Source organism: Alkalimonas sp., from assembly GCF_020831925.1.
Classification (GTDB): Bacteria; Pseudomonadota; Gammaproteobacteria; order Enterobacterales; family Alteromonadaceae; genus Alkalimonas.
The window spans coordinates 1-1051 of sequence record NZ_JAFIFQ010000134.1 but is presented as its reverse complement, the minus strand read 5'-3'; the positions used below and the strand labels follow the sequence as shown (position 1 = coordinate 1051).

At 53.9% G+C, this 1051-nt stretch carries 2 protein-coding genes; one reads left to right on the top strand and one right to left on the bottom strand.

The window, feature by feature from the left end; all coding sequences use genetic code 11:
* Window positions 1-383, bottom strand: a 383-nt coding sequence (locus JJU14_RS16635; protein ID WP_228614830.1) for a 7TM-DISM domain-containing protein, incomplete at its 3' end; no start/stop codon positions are given.
* Between JJU14_RS16635 and JJU14_RS16630 the strand changes: the two genes are divergently transcribed.
* Window positions 367-1051: response regulator transcription factor (locus JJU14_RS16630; protein WP_228614829.1), on the top strand; the 685-nt coding region annotated here is incomplete at its 3' end. The genes JJU14_RS16635 and JJU14_RS16630 overlap by 17 nt on opposite strands.

The following is a 1051-nucleotide window of genomic DNA, read 5'->3' as shown; positions in this document are numbered from 1 at the left end:
TCGCCGCTTTGCTGCTGCACCAGCTGCCCCTGGCTATCCAGATAAAATAAATCCACCCGGTCCAAAAAACTGGAACCCAGCTGCAAAAAAAGCACTTGTTCAGGCTGTTGCGCAAGCTCAAACCAGAGCCATAGTTCTTTGTTGGTGTAACCAAAGGACAACGACTGCCCTTGCAGTGGGTTTGGCAAGCTGGCTGGGGTGGCGAGTAATTGCTCTGGCAGCCACTGCCCGGCAGGGCTTAACAGCCAGCGCCCCGTTGGCAAGCTGCTGATGAGTGTGCCAGAATAAGAGTCTGTCGCGGTTGCAAAGGTTGGCGCAAAGTCATCGGCAGCCGCTGTTGCAGCCAACATCCATAGAATAAACAGCATGCGTATACTGGTCACAGAAGATCACCCGGATTTACAGCTGGAGCTGGTAGATTACTTGCAGGCGCATGGCTATCTGGCCGATGCCGCCGAAACCCTTGCCAGCATGAACGAAAAACTGCAGCAATGCCAGTATCAGGTTGTGTTGCTTGATTTAACGCTGCCCGATGGCGATGGCTTGCAACAACTCAGTGGCCTTAGGGCACAGCACGGTCTGACACTGGGTATCGTGGTGGTCAGTGCCCGTGGTCAGCCACAGCAGCGCGCTTTGGCCATGCAACAGGGCGCCGATGCCTATTTAGTAAAGCCCGTCTACTTGCCGGAATTGCTGGCGTTGCTGCAACAACTGCAGCAACGATTAAAAGTATCGTCTACAAAAGTATCGTCAACAAATACCTGGCGACTGGATGACAATCGACGCCAGCTGATCTGCCCCACAGGCCAGCCTATCCCTTTGAGCCACAGCGAGCTGCAGGTACTGATTGCCCTGCATCAAGGCACACAGAGTAAGGCAGAATTGTTTCAGGCGCTGGCTCCTTACCTGTCAGCAGATGCCAGTTATGGCAGGCTGGATACCCTGATCTGCCGCCTTCGTCAAAAAGTACAACAGACTTCGGGCCAAGCGCTGCCGCTTCACACCATCCGTAATCAGGGTTATCAATTGCTGGATACCGAGCTTAGCCTTT